Here is a 23374-nt window from a genome sequence, read left to right on the forward strand (position 1 = left end):
CAGTTATATATTTAAATTCAAAGCTCTTTAGCTACATTCTTAAATAAATTATACATTTTTATACCCCAATGTTTCAGAAATCTTCATAATAATCTCTTTAAGATCTTTTGCAATAAGATTCATCTTTTCATGGTTCATCCTGCTTGTAGGTCCTGATATACTAATGGAACCTACAGCTTCGCCATTATAATCCATTATAGGTGCTGCTACGCACTTTAGACCAATCTCTATTTCTTCATTATCAATGCAGTACTTCCTTTTCTTTATTTCCTTTAACTCCTCTTTCAGCTTATTTGAATCTGTAATTGTATTATAAGTAAATTGATGAAATTTAATATTTTTTATAATTTCTTCTACATCTTTTTCCGGCATAAAAGCTAACACTGCTTTTCCCACCCCAGTGCAATATACATGTGCCCTTTTACCAACTTGGGAGCTCATTTTAATACCGCTTTCCCCTTCTACCTTGTCTATATATATTACCTGATTTCCATCACGCATGGCCAGGTGAGCGGTTTCGTCATATTTATATACTAATTTTTTCAGGTAAGGAAGTGAACTTGTTCTCAAATCCATACCATCTTCAACTAATTTTCCTAATTCAAAAAGCTTTATTCCCAGCTTATACTTTCCATTTTCCAAATTTTGTTTCAAATAACCTCTGTTTTCCAACGTACTAAGAAGCCCAAAAGTAGTACTCTTGTGAAGATCTAATCGATTGGCAATCTGGGTCACTCCCAGTTCATTTTCTCTTCTGGAAAAACATTCTAATATTTGTAAGGCTCTGTCCACCGATTGAATTAAATTCGATTTACTTTTTGGCATCTTATATACATCCCTTTCTCGTTTTACACATAATATCTCAGCTACTTACATTTATTATACTTTTGTTTTACATAGCTGTCAGCTGATAATTTAACCATATCATACACTTTCTTTATGGGTATATTATATTCTTTAGCCTTAGCACAACATTCGCCATATTCAGGAGATACATTCGAGATTTTGTCACCGTAAAATGCTATCTTTATTGAAATTTCACCTAAATCAGTGGGCACCTTTTCCATTTTATAGGAAAGCATATATTTGTGAAAATTAAATATCTTTACCCCAATAGTAGTAGTTTCTTCAAATATAGTCTTTAAAACTCCGTCTAAATCCTTTTTCTGTACATTTATATTTAAAATGCTGGCAATCCTATTTTTCTTAGTAAAAGCGGTTTGTACATACACATCTTTTGCCCCCTGTGAAAATAGCCTTTCTGTTATATACTCATAAAATTGCGGGTTCATGTCATCAATATTTACTTCTATTTTTACAGCTTCTCCTTCTTCAGCCAACTGCTTGCTGTGACAATTTGCTTTTTCATCCTCTGCTGCTGAATCTCCTATACAAATTCTAAGTAAATTAGGTATATCCAAATCTCTATTTCCTGCTCCATAACCACAATTTTCAATATTCATAAGAGGTATTTCTCCAAAATCACTGCAAATAGTTGATATAATGGCAGCTCCTGTAGGAGTAACCAATTCATTTTCTACACCTTTTGAATACACTTTAATTCCATGCAATAATTCAAGAACAGCTGGTGCCGGAAGCGGTATAATTCCATGAGCACATTTGATAAACCCAGTTCCCAGGTGTATGGGAGAACAATATACTCTTTCAATATTTAACAAGTTCAGTCCAATAACGGCTCCACATATATCAACTATGGAATCCAGAGCTCCCACCTCATGAAAGTGTATTGATTCTATAGCAGCATTATGCACTTTGGCTTCAGCCTGAGCTAATCTTGTAAATATCTTCATTATTTTTTCTTTTACTTCTAAATCCAACTGGCTGCTTTCTACAATAACTTCAATGTCACTCAAATGTCTGTGTACATGTTCATCCTTTACTATGACATTTACCTTGGTACCACATATTTCCTGTTTCATTACTTTTTTTTCTTCCAGATCAAAAGGTATATTCAGTTTTACAAGTTCCGCCTTTAAAGCCTCCAATTTCAGCCCGGCATCTACTAATGCACCTAAGATCATATCTCCGCTTATACCTGCAGCACACTGAAAATAAGCAATCTTCATATTCTATTCCTCCTGGAAATTTCTTTATACATTCAACCTGTATCTACAACAAATAGATACAGGTGAACATATAATCAAGCTATTTTTGAATTATTCTTTTAATACGGATATATCAACACCCCTTTGACGAAGCCATTTAGGAAGCAGTTCCTTATCAACTCTTTCACTAACTTCAGGTGCTTTTTTGATAAGTAACTCTGCAAGGGATTCACTTACATTCAATGCTCCCATTGCTCCATCAAATATGATAACATTCTTGGTCCCTGTAGCTGCATATGCAAAACTCATTGCCGTTTTGGTATCTTTGACAAGAGCTGCATAATCCATGTAATTTAAATTGAGGGGATCTCGATTAAACAGCTCTGCCTGCTCACTTCCTACAACTAATGTAGGTATATGTTGAGCAAAGAAAGCCGAAGGATACCCTGTCCATGCGTAGTTATGAATACACATTTTTATAGCAGGATTTATAGGAGGTATGCTTTCCAATAGAGGTTTACCGTTCTTGCCATAGAAAGCTTCAGTATACCAGGTATATGGAGCCATAGGCCTATCCAAATCATAGAGATCCGTATTGGCACCTGCAAAATTGGCATATATTACTCCCGCTGAAAATACATAGGGAACAGGACAAGGAAAGTCAAGTACCGCTATACACTTATCTATTTCACCAAATAATGTCATTATCTTTCCATATTGTTTGCAGCCTATGAAAGTTACTTTATTATTCAATTCATACAAATCATTGTTTACATCTACACCCACAATACCATTTGGTGCAACATCCAAAAAAGCTGCAAATGCAAACTTTTTCTGTACAAAATCCGAATCAAAAAGGGCTCTTGCAACAAAATTTGCTCCCCTTGGTCCAAGATTCTGATGATAGGTGGATCTGGTTTCAATACGGGCATAAGACATTCCAAAAGGTTTTACTGCCTTATCCACCTGGCGGTGAAAATGTACTTCACGGACATCACTGTGATGCGCATGTACTATCCAGTCTGCATCATAAACCTTTTTAAGTCCATATAATGTACCTATTTCAGTTTCAATGGGGATTCCCTGATCTACCGGAGCCACCCCTATTGCCTTACCATTAAAATACTTATCCAGTTCATATCTTTTTATATATTCCTCGGTCTCACGGAAACGCATTCCAACACCTGCACGTAGACGCACATCCTTACATCCAGTTCGCTTTTCTATTACATCCTTGATGGTTTTTAAAAGTTCTGCATAGGGCTGCCCGCCTAAAAGAGTAAATCCATGATGGGAGGCTAGAATATTAACTGAATGCTCAGGCTTTATCATACTCATGTCAACTTTCATAAGAGCTGCTTCTGCAGCTTTTCTTACTTTTTCTATACCATTTTCTCCCGGAAAAATCACATCAGGCAAATCAGGGAAAAGCTCTTTCAGGTGAATTGAAGTCATACCCGGAAGGTCAGCTGCTCTGGTTTTCACCAAGGATGGATCAATACCATACTGTGATGTTTTTGGAGATATGGGAGTAATTGCTGATCTCATTATTTATCCTCTCCTTTCTTACATCCATCAATAATTTTGTCTAATACTTCTCTATCTTCTTCAAAATAAAATCCACGTGAAGAATATTTCTTTTTAACTTTCTCTGGTAAGTCCCATGCAGTAGCTGTTTTGCCATACCACTGCCATCCGCCTTCAACTGGATTGAGCTCACATCCTGCAGCATCCAAAAGCCTTAATATAGGTTGTATACATTCTATGGTACACCCTGTACGAATACCTGTTTGAAGTGAAACTTCCTCTGGAGTTTTTGCTCCTTTTAAAATAGCTGCAGCCGCTTCTTCCGCTCTTACCCCTACACAATAACAAAGGGTTTGCTCTGGATGAAGATGTGCTTTTACACAAAGATCTATTATGTCATCATAATTTACACTATTTATGTCTACACCTATCTCCAAGGGCTTATCCCTTTTTATCATAGTTATAGCATCAAATGGACATCTTTGCTCGCAATTTGCACAACCCCTGCACCTGTCAGCATCAATTACAGCTTTACGATTTTCAACTTTTATTGCCAGGACAGGGCACACTTTTTCACATGTACGACATGCTTTACATTTATCATTATCTACATCAGGTAAAAGTGTAACTTTTTTCATTGTATTAATTCCCTCCTTAGTATAAAATAAATTACATAAATTTTATTTTCCTAATCATTCATTAGGTTTTATATTTTCCTCCTATATAAAAGTGGGACTCTAATATAGGAGGGGAATATACTCATTTTATTTGATCATTAAACAAATTTTATACTTACACTTCCAAGGCCGTGAAAAGAAACTGTAAATATATCTCCCTCCTGAGCTTTTTCTGCTGCTGTAAATGCGCCTGCAAGAATTATTTCACCTTTTTCAAGTGCAATATCAAAAGCACTTAATTTATTTGCGAGCCATGCTACAGCTGCTGCAGGATTTCCCCAGACTTCTGCACCTACACCACTGCTTACCATCTCACCATTTTTCTCAAACATCATTCCAATCAATTTTAAATCCAAATCTTTAACGGAAGCCATTTTGCTTCCTAAAACCAATCTGGCACTGGAAGCATTGTCTGAAATAGTATCTGCCAATTTAATGTGCCAGTCTTTAATACGGCTGTCAACAATCTCAAAAGAAGGAAAAACTCCTTCAGTGGCTCTGTATACATCTGCAATTGTTATTCCCGGTCCTTTAAGGGTTTCCTTTAGGACAAATGCCAGTTCTCCCTCTACTTTAGGGGCGATAAGCTCACTGCGATTTAATGTGTCACCTTCAAGAATAAGCATATCATCCAGCAGATGACCGTAATCCGGTTCATTTACACCTAGAAGCTTTTGCATTCCACGACTTGTAAGTCCAATTTTCTTTCCTATTATCTTTCGTCCTTGAGAAAGCTTCATATCAACTCCAGCAAGCTGTATATGGTATGCATCTTCAATGCTTAAATTAGGATATTCCTCTGTAAGCTGCCCTATAGGAGTCTTATTAGCCTCTGATGTCAAAAGTTTTTTTGCTATTTCTTTATAATTCATATTTTAATCCTCCATCATATATTTTTATTTCATTTTATTTCTCCATCGCTGACGCAAAGCACCAGCAATAGTTTCTGCCAATAAATCCTTTTCAAGTCCCTTTTGTATTCCCTTTATTAAAGTATCACATCCCAGTTTTGCCTCTTCATGGGGCCCTGGAAGGGCAACTATATAACTCATGCCCGCTTTTCCTACCCCAATGCGTACTCCCTCTTTATGATGTCTGTGATAATCCGGCTTAAATTTTAAAATCCATGGTGTACAAGCTTCTTTATCTATTCTCAATATAGCTTCCACACTGAAATCCTTGTCTTCAGCTCCAACACCTCCTGTAGTTACAATCAATCCATACCCTTCTTCCAGCGCTTCCTCTATGCCATTGGCTGCAGCCAATACATCATCTTTAAGAATGCCTCCAAATTTAACCTTGTATCCTGAGCTTTTCAGAGCATTTATAATATATGGAGAATTGGTATCCTCTATTTTGCCAGCTATAACTTCCGCACCTGAAGCAAATACCTTAGCACGTTTTGAAACTGCCTTTTTAATTTGTGTAGTGAGTCCGGCAGATTTTTCTAGGACATCCTTTGCTTCTTTAGAATCAAGCGCAATAAGCCCAAGTATACCTTCTGAATGTACTGCAGCATTATCTCCTACCTCCACTCCAGAAATTTGAGATAGTCTAAGTAATATTTCCTTTTCTTTTCCTATAACCGATTCAGCTTTAACTTTGCGTTTCATAATGTCAAAGGCCAAAAGTCCAGGTCTTACATCTACAACCATAATTTCTTTGGTTGTCATATTAAGTACATTGGCAACTTTTTCTGCAATTTCGCCAAGATTGGCATTTTTTAAATTTACATTATCAATCCAAAATGTAGTCTTTTCAAGTAAATCCCATTCCAATTAGAATCATCCTTTCAAATTTTCTATGACATCCAGGCTAAAATCAAGTATTGGAGCATCAATAATTGCCCTTCCTACATCAACAATATCAGCACCACAATCCTTTATAATTTTAATATCTCCTAAAGTAATTCCTCCTGCATATGCTATCTTAATATTTTCACGCCATCCATTTTTTTCTGAAATATTTACAACGGACTTCAAATCTTCTATATTTCCTGTATCCACCATAATTATTCCTGCTCCAGCTTCCACTGCCTGAACTGCTTCCTGCACTATAGGATCTATTTCCCCCCGAAGCTGTACAACCACAATCCTGCTGCTGTCATACTCTCTGGCTTTTCTTACAGCCTCTTTAACACATCCTAAAAGCCTGACGTAATTTTTATCTAAATAGATAAAAGGTTTATCTGTTATGCGGACTCCTATACCTCCTGAAATAATGGATTGACGAATATCTTTTCTGATTTCACCAGGTACTTTTTTGAATGCACCGCATACAATCTTTATATTGTCACCAGCTTTTTTCAAAAATTCATATGCAGCAGTGGTAATTCCTGAAAACTTTCCAATAGTTCCTAAAAGCATTTCTTCAGCCTTTATAATCTGTTCCGCATTTCCAACCCCGGAAAATACACAATCTCCTGTTCTAATTTTATTTCCCTCAGGGCACACTCTTTTAATTTCTATTTTTAATTCATCTGCCAATTGTTTAAGCCTGTCAGTTCCTGAAAAAACGCCTTCCTGCTTGGAAACTATTTCAAAATTCCATTTATAATCCTTTATATCGGAAAAAAGATATTCTCTAAGTTCCACAATTATTTCCCCTCTCATAAAAATTATATACCACCTATTTTACTGCAGCTTTTTCTTTTTTAAAATCTTTACTCTCCACCAATAATGAGATTATTACTCCTCCTACAAGTGCAAGCAGCGGCGCACTGATTTTAAATATAGTTATGTTGCTCATTGCAATAACAAGTGCAAAAAATGAACCATATTTAAATTTATTAACTGAAAAGGCATCATGGAATGAGCTATACAGCACATTTATCATTGCAAGCCCTGCAATAATATTGGTCAAGGCTGCAGGTAAAGCTGAAACAAATGCCATTGCAAGACTTGCTATAAGTCCAAAAACTATAAATAATATTCCGTTTATAACACTGGATGCATAACGGCCTTCCTTGTCTTCTCCTGCCTCTTCACTGGCACAGATTGCGGTCATAGGTCCTGCAACATTTGCATTATGTCCTCCAAAAAAAGATGTAATCATACTCCCTATTCCACTTACTACAGTCATTACATTAATTGGAGGTTTATACCCTTGTGATATCAAAACACCAGTTGCCTGAGCATTTTCAGAACCTATAATCAATACAGCAAGAGGTATTGATACAGATAAAGTAGCTCCTAAACTAAATTGAGGCATAATAACCTGAGGTGCAATAAATCTGAAATCTTCTGCCTTGAAATGCAATGAACCAGTTGCTGCCACAGCTATCATTCCCAATACCAATGCGCCTAATACAGGTGGCACTTTTTTAGTGACTTTAGGTATTATAAAAAATCCTGCTAAAGTCAATAATCCTACTATTGGCATTGATTGAGTTGAGGTAATTATCCCCGTGCCAAACTTTATCATGGCTCCTGCTATCATTGCCATAACTATGGGAAGTGGAAGCCATCTCATTATCTTTCCAATTAATCCCGAAATGCCTAGTAGAAGCACTATAATACCTGCAATAAAATATGCACCGGAAGCTTCATATATATTAAATGTTTTGAGTACGGTTACAAGCATAACAGCGGCAGGTATATTGAAAGCTCCACATATAGGTTGTTTATATTTTAGGGCTAAAAATATACTAACTAGACCTCCTATAAAATAAATGGAAAATAGCCACGAAATAGATTGTACATTAGTCAAACCGCCGTCAGCAGCAGCCTTTATTACTAAAAGCGCAGGGCCTGTACACCCAAAAATTGCAGCTACAGCACCAGCTGTTATTGTACTTCCATTGATATGTTTAGGTAATTCTCTTAAGCTATCTAAAATTTTATATCCCTTTTCAAATCTTAATTCTTTTTCATCCTGTTGAATTTCCATAGTTTCCCCCTTATATTCAATAAAATAATTTTGTTCTGCATTATCTGACCTTGTTCTCATTAACTTTTATACGAAAGCTATCACTGCTGACACTTTTAACTTCGTAAAGCTGGTGTAAAGCACTGCTATGCCTCTGGATAAAGTTCTTTCCCCTAAGGGATAACGTATTCTAAGTGCTAAAAGCGCTAAGAATACTGTTAATAAGGTTTAGATAAAAAAAGTATTCCCTATGAGCAAACTTCACCTGAACCTAAGAATCATTTGATAAAAAACTAGATAAGATACAATAATATGACTAATATACTTAAATCATATTCAGCTGAAATATAACTTTGTTCTATATTATCGTACTGCGTTTTATATTATTTCTTATAAGATAATTATAGATAATTATTTTTAATATGTCAATAATTTAACTAATCTTTTTAAATAAAAAGCTCAGACACAATGACAGATACCTGCCATTATATCTGAACCCTGCTATTTATTATTTACCACATGAATTTTCACCGATGCATTATCCCCTATGGTGAACTTGCTTTTTAGATTGCTGGAATTGTCAAACTTGATTTTTACAGGTATTTTTTGGACTGTTCTTTTATATTTTCCCTTGTCTGAATAAGAACTGGGTGTCAGTGCAGCCTGGGACATATGTCCTATGGACTTCACTTTTCCTGTAAATTTTTGTGCTCCATACTCATCTATGCTTATATCCACTGATTGTCCTGCTTGTAATCTCCTGGTTTCCGTTTCATCTATATTGGTGATTATATAAAAATTATCCGGATCTGCCAAAAGTGCTATGGTTTTATCCGGGGATAAATTTTCTCCCACGTTTGCCTGCTTTTTTACAATTATACCATCAATAGGTGCCCTTATTAAAGATTGATCTATGCTTGAATCAGGAAGACTTCCCATATCCTGACGGGCCAGTATCTGATCTTTTACAACTGTATCCCCTTCATCCCCGTCAAATTGCAGCAACTTTCCACGAACCTGAGGGTTTACCTTGATTAAATCCGCAGTAACTTTTGCATCATCAGTAGAAACATAGTAAATATGTTCATACACATAATAGGAAATGATGCTGACCACAACTACTGCCGCAGCTATCAATGTCCCGACAATTATTTTTTTACGGTTTTTTTTCATGCTGGAAATTATATTAAACTTCATATTAACCCCACCTTCTCCATTACTTCAATCCAACTTCCGCAAACATACCCGGTTTCAAAAGCTCGTTTTTATTATCCAAGGTTACTTTCACCAGCACATCCGAGCTCTGTGAATTCAGTTTTGAATTAATAACAGCTATTTTCCCTGAAAATTCATTGTCCGATACATCGGGTACTTTTACAGCTACACTTTGTCCCACCTTAATTTGATTTAGAATACGGGTGGGGGCATATGCATTTACATATAAATTATCCGTGTTAACTATTGAAATAAGCGGTTTGCCTGGAGTTACCATATCTCCTACATTTACATTTCTTGAACTCACCGTACCTGAAATGGGTGCTGTAATAACTGCAGCATCCAGAGCTGCCTGGGAAGCCTTTAGCTCCGACTGAGCCTGAGCAAGCTGGGATTGATATCCGCTGACATTGGAGGTATCTGAATTGGCAGCACTTTGTGCACCAGATAAACTTGTCTGTGCTGAACTTACTGCCGATTGTGCCTCATCCACCTTGCTTTGAAGCTCTGTAGTATCCAATTTCACAACCACATCTCCCGCATTTACCTTCTTGCCTAAATCCGTAGATATGTCTGCAACTTTTCCTGCAATATTTGAACTAACATCTATGCTGTCATTTGTTGCAATTTTCCCGCCCATAATAAATACGGTGCCGGTGCTTGGCCCATCTATGGTAATGGACTTGCTGCTGTTTTTATTAGGGCTGCATCCACTAAAAAGCAGCCCTACAACTAAACAAAATAAAATAGCTCTTTTCATTTAGATCCTCCTATGAATTATATAATTTAAAGTTCATTTATATACTAACATTTATTCTATTACATGAACACCCTAACATCAATATGGCTGTAACAAATCCTATTACTTTAATTTTTCCTTAAGATAGTTTTCCTAAAAAACACCCTTTACCTGCCACAGCTGTAAAGAGTGTTTTTATATTATTTAACTGGTATTTCTATAACATCAGAAATGGAATTCATTTTTCATATCCCCTCTGATTAAAGTATTTTGGCATTTCGCTTACCAGTGAAGTGAAGGTTTACTTGAATTTATATATGCCAGTGCCTGTATTTTGCTTAAACATATTGTATGCTTCAAGGGCCTGGGCGGCCTGCTCTGTTGCCATGGCATTATAGCCTGTTCCCTTTGTATGGCTGAATCCGCCTCCAGATACCTCATAACTTAAAAGTGCATCTACAGGTGTCTTTCCATTTTTAGTAAAAGCAGCACTTGAAGGGTCTATTCCATTTGCACAAAGACCTATTATTACCTGTGAAATACTCTCGCTGTTGCTGACTTTCCAGGAAGAAAATCCTCCGTCACTGTCCTGCATGGAGGACAATTTATCAACTGCCTTGTCAACAGCATCTTTTACTTCAGCTTTGTCCTTATAAGGTGCCAGAGCTGTGAGGGCCATACCCGTCATATCCGGATCCGCACTGTCCCCTGCATAGTCCCATCCATTATCGGCAGTTCTGTTCTCCAAAACTTTATCTATCAGTTTGTCTCTTGTCCATACAGAGCCTTCAGGTATTTCAAAACTTCCGGAATCAAGTGCAGTAAGTGCAAATACATAGGCATTTATTCCCTGATCATCCATACCGGTATTGTTGTATATCTTTTCTATAAGATTATATCCCTGAAAATTTGTAGGATCCTGACCTACTGCCATAAGTGCCAGGGTAGTTCTTTCATAATCCGTAGGCTGTGATAAAACTCCATTTTCAGAAGTTATGTTTTCCGCAAGATTTGTCAGATAACTTGATGGAACTGCTGCACCATATCTTGCAACTGCCAGTGCCTGCCAGTCATCCAGGTTTCCATCTGAAAGTATTTTATTTATGGCTGAACTTAAAGAAGAGCTCACGGCAGGAGAATTCCCATTATATAAATCTTCGATTTCATTTAAAATTGTATCAGGCACCACAAGTGTTCCGCCTAAAGCAGTAAGTACAGTATCTCCTGCCATATTTGACTTTATAAAATTGGCAGTATCAGTGGAAATGGTTTTATAAGTCAGTACCATAGGTGCAGATCTTTCAGCTGCCAGGGCAGAACCTGAAAGTGCATCTGCAAATTCATTTCCATTAGGCCCGTCTCCTTCTGCTATATACACATTTTTAAAATCCAGATCGGATTTGAAATTCTGAAGTATGGCAAGATTTGTATCAAATCTTGTAGCACCTCCAATTCTCTGTGCATTTGGCAGGGAAGCTGCCAGAGTATCACTAATAGAGGCATTTCCTCCTATTACATAGGTCTTGCTTATGCTTTTATTCTTTATATAGCTGTTTACAGCATCCGGGAGAGCATCTTTTTCGGATAAAAGTATGGGCATTCCCTTGCCGGCAGCTATAGGTGCTATGGAAAGACTGTCTGCATAGCCATTTCCTGAAGAAACTACAATGCTGTCAGAATTATCAAGGCTGTTTGCTATTTTTACAGAAGTTTCATATCTGTTTGCCCCTCCCAGCCTTTCTATATCACTTATCCCAAGGCTTTTCAGCTGAGTTACAACATTTTCAGATAATGAAGCTGTTCCTCCGATTACAAATGCCTTGGTGGATTTAAGCCTTTTAAGCTCATTTATAATATTGTCATTGAGTGCATCCTGACTGGAAAGGATTATAGGTGCATTGTACTTTTTTGCAAGAGGTGCCGCACAAAGTGCATCCGCATAACCATAACCCTGGGCTATAATCACTGTATCCGAACCATCCTGCCAGCCATTTTGACTTATCTTAAGTGAAGTTTCAATTCTATCATTTCCATAAAGCCTGTTTTTTGATATGCTTACAGCAGTACCTGTACCAGAGGTTACCTCCTGGGCATGTGCATCTACTGTAAAACCTGATGCTGCAATGCTAAAAGCAAATACGGGTATAATAGCTTTACCAATAATTTTTTTCATTTTCCTACCTCCAAATTTATTAAAAATTATTTTGTTTCCCAGTCTCCCTCATAACCGTCATGAATTCCATCTGCAAGATACCTCCACACAACCACATCTCCCTTGTGCCAAATCCATTGACCGCTGCCTATATTCGGCTTGTGAAACACACTGTCTCCGCTTTTTCTTATATAGTAGCACCATCCGGAAAGCTTTCCCGCCTTTTTTTCTTCAAGACCGTCTATAGCGGCAAAATATAATGTGGATACAGCCCCTGTGGCTTTGTAGTTTATCTTGGCATCATCCAGAATTCTTTCTGTTATATAACCTACGGTCTGACCCTCCATACTGCTGTCTATATTCTTTGCAAGAATCATCTTGCTGCCGTTTACTGTATCAATAACCTGGAAAGTGTCCCTGCTTTCGGGATCCGTGGCACTTACCTTTACAACACCATCTGGAGCTGCAGTGGAAGGATTCTCTGTTTTTGAAGCAGTATTTCCTGAATTTCCGGTTCCAGAGGAGGAACTTGCAGAAGACTTTCCAGCGGATGAAGATGATGAGCCTGAAGAAGCACCCCCTGAAGCGGAAGACTTGGCAGCAGAACTGCCTGCAGCATCCTTGCCGCTCTTAGCCGAATCTGCAGAACCTCCTGATATATTTTTAGAAGATTTTCCCTGATCCTTCTGGGCGCTCATCTGCTTGTTTGTAAGAGTGTTGGAGTATATTGAATTTGCTTTAAGTCCCAAAACAAACAGTACAGCAAATATGGCAAAAGCTCCTATGGCTATCATATACTTCTTTTTATTTTCTTTCATTTTCATAACCCATACCCTCCTTGTATCATTTTATATAACTTATGATGAGTTTTCTCTTGTACCGCTTGAACACAGGTAAAAAACTGCTGTAGAATATTATGGAAAATATAAAAGAACTTCCTCCATGAAGTACATCAAAAGTAAGTCCGGACATATATCCTCCTATAAATGTCCATAAATTCAGAGGTTTCACAAATCCGATTATATACTGAAGATTCATGATCCAGTCAAACATGAATCCAAAGAGAAAACATACCACTGAAAACTTAAGAGCTGAAACCTCTTTGCCCTTCTTTCCCCAGAACCCGGCTACAATTCCTACAAGACCCCAGGAAAACATCTGCCAGGGAGTCCAGGGCCCCTGACCAAAGAATATATTGGATAAAAAAGCCGTAGTGCTTCCCACCAGAAATCCCTCATAGGGTCCGAAGACAAAACCTGTAAGTGCAACAAGAAATGTAACGGGCTTTACATTAGGTATAGGCGCAAAGGCTATTCTTCCCACAGTGGCAAAGGCGCTTAATGTAGCTATAATGGCTATTTCCTTTGTACCTGCATTGCTCTTTTCGAAATAAAAATAACTCAAAAACAGTATTACAAATACCCCCACCATGCACATGGCTGAAACCCCAGTCTGGAAATCACTTTTTACGGTAAGTGCCATGAGTACTATAATTATTGCAGCTGTAACAGCAATTATGGCTTTCTTCATAGTGTACACCTTCTTACAGCTTCTTCCAGTGTAAATATACTTTTATCTTTACCCCTGAGCAGTTTATTCATGGAAGTGGTGTAAAATATTCCGTCTCCAAGTACCTTTTCCTTATCACCATCCGCCACAATGGCACCGTTGAACATTATCATGTATCTTTTGCAGAAACTGCTGGCAAAATCCGTATCATGGGTTACAAGCACAATAGCAGTACCTTTTCTGTTAAGCCTTTGAAGCAGTTTCCCAAGTTTGTCCTTAAGCCCGCTTTCAAGCCCCCTGGTAGGTTCATCCAGAAGAATCATATCCGGCTGCAGCACAAGTATGGTTGCTATGGCCACCCTCTGACGCTGTCCGCCGCTTAAATCCCTTGGATTCTTATCCTTCAAATCATATATTTGAAGCTCTTTAAGTACATCTTCCACAACTTTTTCATCGTATATATCATAATTGTCCATGGTGAATCTGACCTCTTCATATACACTGTCCTTAGATAAATAGTCATTGGGATTTTGTGATACATAACCTATATGCTGGGCTATCTCCCTTATATTCATTTTACTCATATTACTTCCATAAAGTTTTATTGTTCCTTCATAAGTCTTTAGGCCCATTATGGATTTTAAAAGGGTGCTTTTACCTGCACCGTTTGCCCCCATTATACTTATGAATTCCCCTTTTTTTATGTCAAAATTCAAATCTTCCAGGACTTCTTTCGAGCCGTATTTACAACTCATCTTTCTTACAGAAAGTATGGTGGGCTCATCTTCTTCGGCCGCTATGGCCTCTTCATATTTTTCCATCTTAAAGGGGGCATTTAAAATTTTCACCCTGGCATCTTTAAAATCCCGGGGCATATTATCAAAGCCAAGTTTTTTAAAGAATTTAAGATAATCCGGCATGAACATGTACTGTTTTTCACTGCAGTTATAGTAAAAATCCTTTTTATCATTGAACAACTGCAGACTTCCCTCATTCATGATTGCTATGGAATCCACAGTATCAAACCATCTGTTTACCCTCTGTTCTATGACTATTATGGTTATTCCCAGCTCTTCGTTTATCTTCTTTACCAGATTCAGCATTTCCTCTGCAGATGACGGATCAAGCTGTGAAGTGGGCTCATCCAGAATTATACAGCTTGGCATATATACAAGGGCGGAAGCCACTGCCACCTTCTGTTTTTCCCCGCCGGACAGTGAAGTCACGTCCCTGTCAGCCAGGTGAAGTATTCCCGTAAATTGAAGTGCCTCGTAGACTCTTCTCTTTATAACCGCCTCATCTGTCCCTACATTTTCAAGTCCGAAAGCTATTTCCCTGTGAACCTTGTTCATCATAAGCTGCCTTTCAGGATCCTGAAAAACCATGGTTATTTTGTTTGCCCTCTCCTGATGGGTCATCTTCCCTACAGCTTTTCCATCTATTTTTATCTCACCGCCTATAGTCCCCCCGTAAAAATCAGGAACAGTTCCCACTATAGCCCTGGCAAGAGTGGATTTACCCGATCCGGATCTTCCTGCTATGAGAAGAAAATCATTTTTCTCAAGAGACAGGTTTATATCTTTCAATGATCTTTCCTTTTCCAGAGGGTATGTGAAATTCAAATTATTGATCTCTATATATGACATATTCCTTCTCCTCACTATTTATAATTATAGTTACAGTAATTGCTATTATAAAAATCAGAATCACAGCTATTCCAATATTAAAAAAATTTACAGTGCTTACACCGTCATATATGTTAAATTTCACCCATTCTTTAAACTGGGCTATACCGAAAAATATCATAAGTGCAATACTTAAAACTATTACCTGCCAGTCCCTGGTCTTAAGTTTCTGCCTTTCATAAACGCTTCTATGTCCGCTTAAAAATCCCCTTACATAGGCTGACTCGCCTATATCAAAGGAACCTTCCATGGAATCCTCCAAAAGCACGGACATTACAGGGATATAGCTCCTGGTCTTTTCCTTTGCCTTTTTCTTGTCAAATATGACTCCCCTTATTTCATAAATCTCTTTCAGATTCTTAAACCTGTCCTTCATGCTGGGTATAAGCTTAAAGCTTATCATGAGCATGAGAGTGGATTTCGGCATTATGGAAGAGAAATAGGAAACTGCTCTGTCGGAATCAACCATCAGTTCAAGTATGAGGAAAAGATAAATTACCGCCAGAAACTTGAAGCACATCACCACTGCGTAGATTATGGCCTCCAGGGTAAATCTCTTGTGAAAAAGGTAAAAAAGAGTGGTGCTCCCGGAACTTACAAAAAGCATATTTATTCCTATTATCAAAATGGCAATTGGAATAAAATAGTAAATACCTGTTTTAAATTTTTTCTTTTCTTTACAGAATATTATAATTCCCACCATAAATACGTACACGGAAGCAAGCACCACAGGGTTGTCCGTGGAAAATATAATTATCATCATGGAGAGAAACACCAGGGAAGCAGTTAATACATGATACTGCTTGAAATCTATAAAATGTCTGACTTTTTCACTATTCATCTTGTTCTTCACTTCCTTTAGCTGTTTAAAGAATGGCTGTAAAATAGAGCCATTCTTTAAATTATTTTATAGATTTACTGTACCGTAAATTCATCTATTGTTATCTTGTTTGTTACTGAAGACTTTATAAAGCCATGATATTTACCTGATACAAGTATAGTATTGAAATTCATAGAACCAGAACCTTGATTTATATATGCAAGATTTCCATTCTCATCATATAAAGTGATAGCAATATAATCCGAGGCATTTTTACTGCTGGAGTTTATATTTACAACACCAATTGCAGTCTGAGTAATGTTTAAACCAAGTCCCCCATTATTTGTTCCATCAATGTTTACAAGCACAGTACCTTCAGATGACTGAGCATTTACCGTTACAGTACATGCTGCTGTCTTGTTCCCGTCAGCTGTAGTAACCGTTATGGTTGCAGTACCTGCACTTACTCCTGTTACAACACCGTTTTGATCCACTGTGGCCACAGACTCGTCGCTGCTCGACCAGGTTAATCCTTTATTTGTGGCATCTGTCGGGGCAACAGCTGCAGTAAGCTGATCTATACCTCCTGCTTCCACGGTAGTACTGGTTTTATCCAGAGTGACCCCGGTTACCGGAACTGTGTCTTCATTGAGCCCAAATTCAGATATTTCTATCTTATCCGTACTGGAAGCCTTTATAAAGCCATGATATCTCTTGGCAGAATCAAGTACTGTAGTACAATCCATAGTTCCTGCAGCTTGATTTATATATGCCAGATTGCCATCTTCATCATACAAGGTGATGGTAATATCATCTGAAACATTTGGAGCCTTGGACTTTATATTCACAGTACCAACTGCAGTCTTGCTTATGGTCAAATCAAGACCCTCTTTATGAATTTCTACAATATTATTCTGTAAGGTCCCATCATTTACAGTTACAGTACAGGATGCTGTCTTGTTGCCATCAGCTGTAATAACCGTTATAGTTGCAGTACCTGCACCTACTCCTGTTACAAGTCCATTTTGATCTACTGTTGCAACGGATTCATCACTGCTTGACCAAGTTAATCCCTTATCAGTGGCATTTGACGGCGTAATAGCTGCAGTAAGTTTATCTGTACTTCCCTTTTGTATAGTTGTACTTGTTTTATCCAGAGTAACACTTGTTACTGAAATATTAGTACCGCTGCCACCACCGCCGGAACCTGAAACTGTAACAGTGCAGATATCCTTGTTTTTGGAGGTATCATAGTTAGGATAACCATTAAACTTCCCATTGTCTACGGACTCTGCTGTTATAGCTGCTGTTCCTGAACCAACCGCCTTTACCTTTCCATTAGCATCCACTGTTGCCACAGATTCATTGCTGCTGCTCCAAACTACATCCTTATCAGTGGCATTGGAAGGACTCACTGTAGCCCCAAGAGTTTCGGAACCATTTACATTCAGATTCAAACTATTCTTGTTAAGTTTTACTGAATCCACATCCCTGAAACAAGTCTCATCCCAGACATCAAGTACATAAATCCAATGTATCTTTTCTCCGCCCTGAAGTATTTCTTGTGAAGCTCCACAGCTGAAACTCGGGAAAGTACCATCTACGCTGTATTTCCAGCCGCTGTAGTTTGACTTTCCACCCCCCTGAGGCCTGTCCTTTTCAGCCTCATGATTTATGCTGGATATATAAGTTGTTCCACCGCTGCCTGTATTTGTAAAATGGATACCTTTACTATCAAGAGTTCTCTTCAGCACATCAAAGACAGTATCTCCCTTAGTGAAAGAAAGGCTTGACTCACTTACAATATTGCCCTTGTATCCGTCAATTACAAGGGATACATGATTACTATCAGGATTGGAAGTTCCGCCACCGGATCCGCCTCCGCCCGTAGAAGGATTTGAAGGTGTAGTTGGATCACCTATGCCTTCACCAGGTGTCTTTCCATTATACAAATCCTCAATTCCACTTAAGATTGTATCAGGTACTACCAAAGTGCCTCCTAAAGCTGTAAGTACAGTCTTATCAGACATATTTGACTTTATAAAGTTTGCAGTATCTGTAGCTATAGTCTTGTAAATAAGCACCAAAGGAGCTGATTTCTGGGCTGCGAGAACCGATCCTGAAAGTGCATCTGCAAATTCATCACCATTAGGGCCGTTTCCCTCTGCTATATAGACATTGTCAAATTTAAGATCAGATTTGAAATTCTGGAGTATGATAAGGTTTGTGTCAAATCTAGTAGTGCCTCCCAGTCTCTGGGCATTGGGCAGTGAATTTTTCAAGCCATCTTCAATAACAGCAGTTCCGCCAACCACATAAGTCTTGCTGACATTCATTTCCTTTATGTAATTGTCAACTAAATCAGGGAGGCTGCTGCTTCTGGTCAAAAGTATGGGCATACCCTTGGCTGCTGCTATAGGTGCTATAGAAAGGCTGTCTGCATAACCGGCTCCGGAAGTCACCACAACACTGTCTGTGTTTCCAAGTTCTTTGGCTATTTTAACGGAGGTTTCATACCTGTCTGCCCCTCCAAGCCTTTCGGTATCACTTATTCCAAGACTTTTGAGCTGGGACTCCACATTATCTGAAAGGGAAGCTGTGCCTCCAATTACAAAGGCTTTCTTTGCCTTAAGCCTTTTAATTTCACTTATTGTATTGTCACTCAGTGAATCCTGTCTGGAAAGAATTATAGGTGCATTATTTTTCTTTGCAAGAGGTGCAGCACAAAGGGCATCGGCATAACCGTAACCCTGGGCTATTACCACAGTATTCGCACCATCCTTCCAGCCATTTTTGCTTATTTCAAGTGAAGTTTCTATCCTGTCATTTCCCGCCAATCTGTCTTTAGTTATAGATACATCAGTACCAGTAGAAGAAGCCGAAGTTGAATCAGCAGCATATGCACTGCTTCCAAAACCTGATATTGCAATACCTATGACAAATAAAAAGGTTATGATCCTGCTAATAACTTTTTTCATATTTTCCCCCTTAAAATTATTTCCTAAATTTCACAGAGAATAACTGTTATATACAGTTATTCTCCAGAATTTCCTATTTAACTGTAAATCCGGGTATAGTTATCTTTCCTGTACTTGAGGCATTTACAAACCCGGTATATTTTCCAGAAGAAAGCACCGTACTCAAATTCATGGAACCCGCAGCTTGATTTATATATTTTAAATTGCCGCTTTCATCATATAAGGTAATGGTTATATTATCTGAAGCACTTTTACTGGCTGCCTGTATATTTATAACTTTATCTGAGGTTTCAGTAATGGTCAGGGCAAGGCCTCCATTATCCGTTCCATCAATATCTACAAGCTTGGTATCCTGCTGAACAGGAGTGGTACTTCCACCTCCACCGCCAGATCCTCCAGATCCTGGATTTACCGGAGTAGAATTTCCCTTATTGTATTCATCCACTACGCCGCTTACAACTCCATCGGGAACTACCAGTGTTCCTCCAAGTGCTGTAACAACAGTTTTTGTAGACATATTGGCTATTATAAAACTTGAAGCACCTGAAGTCATGGTCTTATAAATGAGCACCAGAGGAGCTGATTTGTGAGCTGCCAGGGCTGCTCCTGAAAGGGCATCTGCAAATTCATCACCATTAGGACCATCTCCCTCTGCCACGTACACATTGTCAAAATCAAGATCAGATTTAAAGTTCTGGAGTATGGCAAGGTTTGTGTCAAACCTTGTATTTCCTCCAAGCCTCTGGGCATTGGGCAGTGAATTTTTCAAGCTGTCTTCAATAACGGCAGTGCCGCCAACTACATAAGTCTTGCTGACGTTCATTCCCTTTATGTAATTATCAACTACATCAGGAAGGCTGCTGCTTCCAGTCAAAAGTATGGGCATTCCCTTGGCTGCTGCTATAGGAGCTATAGAAAGGCTGTCCGCATAGCCGGCTCCGGAAGTTACTACAATGCTGTCTGCACTTCCAAGTTCTTTGGCTATTTTAACAGAGGTTTCATACCTATCTGCCCCTCCAAGTCTCTCAGTATCACTTATCCCCAGTGTTTTAAGCTGAGACTCCACATTACTTGAAAGGGAAGCTGTTCCCCCAATTACAAAAGCCTTCTTTGCCTTAAGCCTTTTAATTTCACTTATTGTATTATCACTCAGCGAATCCTGTCTGGAGAGAATTATAGGTGCATTATTCTTTTTTGCAAGAGGTGCAGCACAAAGGGCATCGGCATAACCATAGCCCTGGGCTATTACCACAGTATCCGCACCATCCTTCCAGCCATTTTTGCTTATTTCAAGTGAAGTTTCTATCCTGTCATTTCCATAAATTCTGCTTGAAGATGCAACTGCAGAAGTATCTGCATATACACCAGTTCCTGAACCTGAAAGTGCAATTCCAAACACAAACAGAAACATAATAAATTTGCTTATAATCTTTTTCATATTGACCTCCCTGAATTCATTGTTAAGTCATAAAAATAAATTACTCTTAGTTAAAGTATTATTAAAAAGCTATATTACAATTTGGCAATGCATTTTTTAAATCCTGCTGGCCATCATCGTCTATTGTTATGCCATATAAAACAAGGCTTTTTAAATTTGTCAAGCCCTTTAATGTACTTAAATCAGTTATTCCAGAATTATAACTTAAATCCAGAGTCGTTAAATTTTTCAATCCGCTTAATGCACTTATATCGTTTATTTTATCGTACTTAACCTGGCTATTACCAGAATATTTACTCAAAAGAAGGGTCTGCAAATTAGTCAATTTACTTAAAGCGCTTATATTGTTTACTGGGTTACTGTCTAAATCAAGATACTGCAGATTTGTAAGATCACCTAAACTACTTACATCTTCTACATTATTTCTACTTAAATTAAGATACTGTAAATTTTTCAGTCCGCTCAGTACACTTATATCGCTTATAGTAGTATTTGTTGAACAAGTATCTTCTAGATTAAGCTTTTCCAGGTTAGTTAGATCTTTTAGCCCATTTATATCACCAATAGGATTGTCACTTAAATCCAACTCTTTTAAATTTGTCAAACTTTTTAATCCGTCTAAATTAGCAAATCCATCATATTTAGAATTCATATATAACTTAAGAGACTGCAAATGGCTCAATCCGCTCAATACACTCAAATCATCCACCGGAGTACTACTTAAATCGAGGTATTCCAGATGGGGCAGTTCATTCAGCTTGCTTATGGTATCCACATTTAATTTTCTATTACTTGTCAGATTGAGAGTTTCAAGTGAAGTCAGGTTTTCAATACCACCAAGGTCCAGTATATTCTTACCAGTGACATCCAGTTCAGTTATCTTGTCCACGTCACTTTTATACAAGGTGCCCTCGGGCTTTCCTATGGAATCCCTCACTGCTTCCTCCAAACCCCAGTCAGCAAAAGTTACTTCACTATCATTTTCACCTGTATCACCGCTCACAACAGGTACGGTTTTAACATCGGAGAGGGGTTCCATGTCATCCAGTCCGTCCCACACAAAGGCTTTCAATTCATAATTTCCCGTATCCGGCAACTTTATACTACCTGTCAGTGCAGTGGATCCTTTTGATTCAACATCCTGCTGTGCTGCTGTATAAGTCACAAAGGCATTGTTGTCCTTGTTGAACAGTGCAAGTATCAATGAAACGGGCTGCTCTTCATCAGAATTATTTACAGCATTTATGGTTACTTTGGCATCACTTCCCAGTTTAAAAGACGCATCTTCAGGCAAATCGGTGCTTATATCTACAAGGTTGGTTTGACTATTATCAGTAACTGTTACACTGCAAGCTGCGGTTTTATTTCCATCTTCCGTAGATGCTGTTATTGTGGCCGTACCTTCTGCCTCTGCAGTTATCTTTCCAGTTTGATCCACTGCAGCTATTTCAGGTTTATCACTTGTCCAAGTTACATTTTTATTAGTGGCATTTTCAGGAGCAACAACTGCTGTAAGCTGATCTGTACTCCCCTTTTCCACAGTTGTACTTGTCTTGTCAAGAGTTATTCCTGTCACATTTACAACAGACTCTGCAGCCCTGGTTACAACTATGTTATAGGTCTTTACAGTTCCATCCTCTGCTGTGACTTCAACCTTTATGTTGTTTTCCCCTACATTAAGGTTGGCCTGCTGACCGCTTACATCCTCTCCATTTACACTTACCTTTATCTGAGCTTTACTGTCTGCTGCAGCCGCTGTTATGTCAGTATTTGACACTTCATTGCCAACTGATGCCGTGTAGTATGTTACAGATGAATCAAAAGCTTGATTGAGAGTTACTCCTGAAAGACTCAGATTTGAAAGATCTGCATTGCTGCTCTGTGCAGTTGTAAAATTATATATGGAACCCTTTCCTTCTTTAAACAGCTTATATGCGGTTATCCCCCTAAAACCAACTTCTGTTGATGTAGGATCCAATGATGTATTATTTGTACCTCCAAATCCGCTGTTGTCATTTAAAGCAAAGCTCAATAGCGCATCCATAGGGTTATTGTCTCCCTTTATAAATCCGCTGTCTGTGGCAGGATCTATCCCCAGTGAACATAATGCTGTTATTACTGGGGCTGTTACACCTGTTCCTGAATCCGAGCTGTTATTAACAAGTCCAAACCCTCCATCCGAAGCCTGCCTTTCCTGTAAAAGGGCAATGGCGTTGTCAATGGCTTTTTTCACATCTGCATTTGTGTTATAATATGGTGCCAGTGCTGAAATCACCTCTGCTGTAACACTAGCTTGTGATATATTTGCCTGAGGAGTTGGGTATACGACGTTTCTGTTCCATCCGCCGTCAGATTTCTGCTCACTTAACAGAGTTTGAATCAATTTATCCTTGGTCCATTTTGCATCATCGGGAATGGTAAAGTCCCCTGCGCTTAAGAGTATAAGGGCATATGCACAATATTCTTCATTTCCTACTCCCGGAAGATTTTTTGACATGCCATCACTATTGTATATTTTTTCTATAAGATTAACTCCCCAAAAATTTGTAGGATCTTTACCGTCAGCGATCACTGCAGCAGCAATGGATTCACATTTTGCGACATCATCTACTACGGGGCTTTTGTTTGTATCCATTAAATAATCAGGATCATTTTTGATATTACTTTCCATGGACTTAAAATAATTTTCAGGTATTTCTTT

General features: G+C 38.3%; 18 protein-coding genes. All 18 read right to left on the reverse strand.

Going from position 1 to position 23374, the window contains the following annotated elements:
* Window positions 1-48 precede the first annotated feature (48 nt).
* Window positions 49-825 (reverse strand): IclR family transcriptional regulator, encoded by a 777-nt coding sequence (locus ACYUJ6_RS15225; RefSeq protein ID WP_461843548.1) that lies wholly within the window; start codon window positions 823-825, stop codon window positions 49-51.
* Between the two features lie 41 nt (window positions 826-866).
* A complete protein-coding gene (larC, locus tag ACYUJ6_RS15230; protein ID WP_461843549.1) occupies window positions 867-2087 on the reverse strand; it encodes a nickel pincer cofactor biosynthesis protein LarC in 1221 nt (406 codons plus the stop codon).
* 90 nt (window positions 2088-2177) lie between these two features.
* Window positions 2178-3614: a hypothetical protein gene (locus ACYUJ6_RS15235; protein WP_461843550.1), complete on the reverse strand. Its 1437-nt coding sequence runs from the start codon at window positions 3612-3614 to the stop codon at window positions 2178-2180.
* Window positions 3614-4231 (reverse strand): 4Fe-4S binding protein, encoded by a 618-nt coding sequence (locus tag ACYUJ6_RS15240; RefSeq protein ID WP_461843551.1) that lies wholly within the window; start codon window positions 4229-4231, stop codon window positions 3614-3616. The genes ACYUJ6_RS15235 and ACYUJ6_RS15240 overlap by 1 nt, the downstream gene beginning before the upstream one ends.
* Window positions 4232-4368: 137 nt before the next feature.
* Window positions 4369-5142: a 2-keto-4-pentenoate hydratase gene (locus ACYUJ6_RS15245; RefSeq protein WP_461843552.1), complete on the reverse strand. Its 774-nt coding sequence runs from the start codon at window positions 5140-5142 to the stop codon at window positions 4369-4371.
* Between the two features lie 24 nt (window positions 5143-5166).
* The gene (locus ACYUJ6_RS15250) at window positions 5167-6048 is read right to left on the reverse strand and encodes a molybdopterin-binding protein (RefSeq protein WP_461843553.1); all 882 of its coding nucleotides are present in this window, start codon (window positions 6046-6048) and stop codon (window positions 5167-5169) included.
* Window positions 6049-6054: 6 nt separating this feature from the next.
* On the reverse strand, window positions 6055-6882 hold the full coding sequence (locus tag ACYUJ6_RS15255; protein WP_461843554.1) for a beta/alpha barrel domain-containing protein: 828 nt from the start codon (window positions 6880-6882) through the stop codon (window positions 6055-6057).
* 16 nt (window positions 6883-6898) lie between these two features.
* Window positions 6899-8158 carry a benzoate/H(+) symporter BenE family transporter gene (locus ACYUJ6_RS15260; RefSeq protein WP_461843555.1) on the reverse strand — a complete coding sequence of 420 codons (1260 nt, stop codon included), beginning with the start codon at window positions 8156-8158 and terminating at the stop codon, window positions 6899-6901.
* Window positions 8159-8638: 480 nt separating this feature from the next.
* Window positions 8639-9334, reverse strand: coding sequence for an HlyD family secretion protein (locus ACYUJ6_RS15265; protein ID WP_461843556.1), 696 nt, complete (start codon window positions 9332-9334; stop codon window positions 8639-8641).
* A 19-nt stretch (window positions 9335-9353) separates the two neighbouring features.
* Window positions 9354-10112 (reverse strand): efflux RND transporter periplasmic adaptor subunit, encoded by a 759-nt coding sequence (locus tag ACYUJ6_RS15270; protein ID WP_461843557.1) that lies wholly within the window; start codon window positions 10110-10112, stop codon window positions 9354-9356.
* Window positions 10113-10392: 280 nt separating this feature from the next.
* Window positions 10393-12264: a cell wall-binding repeat-containing protein gene (locus tag ACYUJ6_RS15275; RefSeq protein ID WP_461843558.1), complete on the reverse strand. Its 1872-nt coding sequence runs from the start codon at window positions 12262-12264 to the stop codon at window positions 10393-10395.
* Window positions 12265-12290: 26 nt separating this feature from the next.
* On the reverse strand, window positions 12291-13067 hold the full coding sequence (locus ACYUJ6_RS15280; protein WP_461843559.1) for a DUF4430 domain-containing protein: 777 nt from the start codon (window positions 13065-13067) through the stop codon (window positions 12291-12293).
* A gap of 19 nt (window positions 13068-13086) precedes the next feature.
* Window positions 13087-13773, reverse strand: a complete 687-nt coding sequence (locus tag ACYUJ6_RS15285) for an ECF transporter S component (protein ID WP_461843560.1) — start codon at window positions 13771-13773, stop codon at window positions 13087-13089.
* Complete coding sequence (locus tag ACYUJ6_RS15290) at window positions 13770-15398, reverse strand: ABC transporter ATP-binding protein (protein ID WP_461843561.1); 1629 nt, start codon at window positions 15396-15398, stop codon at window positions 13770-13772. The genes ACYUJ6_RS15285 and ACYUJ6_RS15290 overlap by 4 nt, the downstream gene beginning before the upstream one ends.
* On the reverse strand, window positions 15376-16278 hold the full coding sequence (locus tag ACYUJ6_RS15295; protein WP_461843562.1) for an energy-coupling factor transporter transmembrane component T: 903 nt from the start codon (window positions 16276-16278) through the stop codon (window positions 15376-15378). Before ACYUJ6_RS15295 ends, ACYUJ6_RS15290 begins: the two co-directional genes overlap by 23 nt.
* Window positions 16279-16352: 74 nt before the next feature.
* A complete protein-coding gene (locus ACYUJ6_RS15300; protein WP_461843563.1) occupies window positions 16353-19235 on the reverse strand; it encodes a cell wall-binding repeat-containing protein in 2883 nt (960 codons plus the stop codon).
* Between the two features lie 73 nt (window positions 19236-19308).
* Window positions 19309-20673 carry a cell wall-binding repeat-containing protein gene (locus ACYUJ6_RS15305; RefSeq protein WP_461843564.1) on the reverse strand — a complete coding sequence of 455 codons (1365 nt, stop codon included), beginning with the start codon at window positions 20671-20673 and terminating at the stop codon, window positions 19309-19311.
* Between the two features lie 61 nt (window positions 20674-20734).
* Window positions 20735-23344: a leucine-rich repeat domain-containing protein gene (locus ACYUJ6_RS15310; protein ID WP_461843565.1), complete on the reverse strand. Its 2610-nt coding sequence runs from the start codon at window positions 23342-23344 to the stop codon at window positions 20735-20737.
* Window positions 23345-23374: the final 30 nt, after the last annotated feature.

The sequence above is a fragment of the Clostridium sp. JNZ X4-2 genome (assembly GCF_054889485.1).

What these genes read in the sequence shown, in the direction of transcription:
- ACYUJ6_RS15280 (WP_461843559.1), bottom strand. Translation starts at nt 13,067, where the DNA reads ATGAAAATGAAAGAAAATAAAAAGAAGTATATGATAGCCATAGGAGCT.
- ACYUJ6_RS15305 (WP_461843564.1), bottom strand. Translation starts at nt 20,673, where the DNA reads ATGAAAAAGATTATAAGCAAATTTATTATGTTTCTGTTTGTGTTTGGA.
- ACYUJ6_RS15295 (WP_461843562.1), bottom strand. Translation starts at nt 16,278, where the DNA reads ATGAATAGTGAAAAAGTCAGACATTTTATAGATTTCAAGCAGTATCAT.
- ACYUJ6_RS15300 (WP_461843563.1), bottom strand. Translation starts at nt 19,235, where the DNA reads ATGAAAAAAGTTATTAGCAGGATCATAACCTTTTTATTTGTCATAGGT.
- ACYUJ6_RS15245 (WP_461843552.1), bottom strand. Translation starts at nt 5,142, where the DNA reads ATGAATTATAAAGAAATAGCAAAAAAACTTTTGACATCAGAGGCTAAT.
- ACYUJ6_RS15290 (WP_461843561.1), bottom strand. Translation starts at nt 15,398, where the DNA reads ATGTCATATATAGAGATCAATAATTTGAATTTCACATACCCTCTGGAA.
- ACYUJ6_RS15235 (WP_461843550.1), bottom strand. Translation starts at nt 3,614, where the DNA reads ATGAGATCAGCAATTACTCCCATATCTCCAAAAACATCACAGTATGGT.
- ACYUJ6_RS15275 (WP_461843558.1), bottom strand. Translation starts at nt 12,264, where the DNA reads ATGAAAAAAATTATTGGTAAAGCTATTATACCCGTATTTGCTTTTAGC.
- ACYUJ6_RS15310 (WP_461843565.1), bottom strand. Translation starts at nt 23,344, where the DNA reads ATGGAAAGTAATATCAAAAATGATCCTGATTATTTAATGGATACAAAC.
- ACYUJ6_RS15240 (WP_461843551.1), bottom strand. Translation starts at nt 4,231, where the DNA reads ATGAAAAAAGTTACACTTTTACCTGATGTAGATAATGATAAATGTAAA.
- ACYUJ6_RS15225 (WP_461843548.1), bottom strand. Translation starts at nt 825, where the DNA reads ATGCCAAAAAGTAAATCGAATTTAATTCAATCGGTGGACAGAGCCTTA.
- ACYUJ6_RS15270 (WP_461843557.1), bottom strand. Translation starts at nt 10,112, where the DNA reads ATGAAAAGAGCTATTTTATTTTGTTTAGTTGTAGGGCTGCTTTTTAGT.
- ACYUJ6_RS15265 (WP_461843556.1), bottom strand. Translation starts at nt 9,334, where the DNA reads ATGAAGTTTAATATAATTTCCAGCATGAAAAAAAACCGTAAAAAAATA.
- ACYUJ6_RS15285 (WP_461843560.1), bottom strand. Translation starts at nt 13,773, where the DNA reads ATGAAGAAAGCCATAATTGCTGTTACAGCTGCAATAATTATAGTACTC.
- larC (WP_461843549.1), bottom strand. Translation starts at nt 2,087, where the DNA reads ATGAAGATTGCTTATTTTCAGTGTGCTGCAGGTATAAGCGGAGATATG.
- ACYUJ6_RS15260 (WP_461843555.1), bottom strand. Translation starts at nt 8,158, where the DNA reads ATGGAAATTCAACAGGATGAAAAAGAATTAAGATTTGAAAAGGGATAT.
- ACYUJ6_RS15255 (WP_461843554.1), bottom strand. Translation starts at nt 6,882, where the DNA reads ATGAGAGGGGAAATAATTGTGGAACTTAGAGAATATCTTTTTTCCGAT.